General features: G+C 47.4%; 1 protein-coding gene. It reads right to left on the minus strand.

Translation table 11 applies throughout. The features are described from left to right. Positions 1–56: 56 nt before the first annotated feature. Positions 57–1,562, minus strand: a complete 1,506-nt coding sequence (locus tag ACXRVY_RS27975; protein ID WP_223458510.1) for a deoxyguanosinetriphosphate triphosphohydrolase family protein — start codon at positions 1,560–1,562, stop codon at positions 57–59. Positions 1,563–1,631 lie beyond the last annotated feature (69 nt).

Consider the following 1,631-nt stretch of genomic DNA (forward strand, 5'->3'; position numbering starts at 1 on the left):
CTCCAGATCTATTAGCCCAGAGATATCGATCCAATCGGCGCTTTAAAGCAGATTGATTAGGCGCAATTGGCATCAGGCATCACCTTAATATCTTTCCAGAGGCGCATGGCAAAAGTATCAGTCATTCCTGATACCATATCTGTAAGTAGGCGAAGCTCACGATAGCGCAACACCGACGCTATTTCTGATGAATTTATATATTTGTCGGCTTGCTCAATATAATTCGGACTTATCAATGAGAATACATACTTAGCACGAGCCCCCAGTCGCTTTGATCGAATTTCATCAAATTTCTTACGATAAGAGATAGCTTCCCATAGCACTGTCATCAAGCCGTCGATGGCCGCTGAACCCAATGCCTCCATACGTAGTACAGATGAATGATTGAAGGCATTCTGCTGCGCAACGCTCTTCAGCACCTCGCAAAGCCGACTATCATCCATCAAGGGTTTCATTGACTTAAAACCAAAGATGGCAGGCACATTCTCTATAAATGTTTTGCTCGCGTGCTCAATCAGGCTTTCGATAAGGTACGCCCGTAGATATTCAATTTTAATATCGCGCTGAATCTCCGGAGAAAAAAGACGGGACTCAATATCCTTGAATTTTTCTTGAATTTTACCAATCACGCCATCAGTGCTAATTTTTTGGCGCAGTATAACCAGCACATCATCTGGAGACATGATCCCCTTTTTAAGGACATCATCAACATCCAAAACGGAGTAAGCGATATCGTCACACGCCTCCATAATCCAAGTCAGAGGGTGACGTTGTCCTTCCTCCAATCCGGTCTGCTCTCTAATCCAGTCAACCAAGTCTTTTTCAGACTCGAAGTAACCACCTTTTTTTATAACGGGATCATCTTTATCCCTATTTAAGTAACTCACAGGGTATTTCAGTCCTGCAGCCAAGGTGGCAGCAGACAAGTCAAGCCCAAGTCCGTCAATATGGGTCTGCAGCCTGGTTAAGAGACGAAGGCTCTGTGGATTGCCATCAAATTCAATAAACTCAGGCCAGTACTCCTGTGGAACTGGAGCGTCCAAGAGTCCCTCACCTTCCTTGATATTAGTAAAAATCCAGCCCTTACGTTGCTCAAACCAGTGGCCAATAGCCACCTCGCCTTGGTGCCCAAACGGAGGGTTACCTAGATCGTGCCCAAGACCTATTGACAGCAACAGAGGGTTAATAATCTCAGCGAGACTATCGTCACCACAGCCATGCTGCCTGAAAGCGTCACGAGCCCCCTTGTATGCACGCGCGCCAATCGAGCGTGCCAGGTTGGAGACCTCATGGGAATGCGTTAAACGAGTACGCACACCATCATTCTCTTCCATGGGCCAGACCTGAGTTTTATCAGCCAAGCGACGAACCGGAGTGGAGAAAAGCAAACGATCATAGTCTTGCTGAAACACCGAACGATGTGTGTCTGTGCTAGGGCTGGATGAATCACCCACAAGCCCTTGCCCATCAGTACCCTTAGGCACCTCCTCAACCCGCGTAGGGTGTATGCGAGGACGGCGAGATTCGGACCAAATGCTTGGGGTTACTGGCTTTTCTTTCATTACGATGCTTTTCCCAGAAGGCTACGTTCAGGATTGCGGCGAACAGTACCATACTGAGCACTGCAGCCA

This window comes from Pseudomonas sp. P5_A2_2, assembly GCF_054177685.1.

Coding starts and splice junctions, on each gene's coding strand:
- ACXRVY_RS27975 (WP_223458510.1), bottom strand. CDS start 1,562: ATGAAAGAAAAGCCAGTAACCCCAAGCATTTGGTCCGAATCTCGCCGT.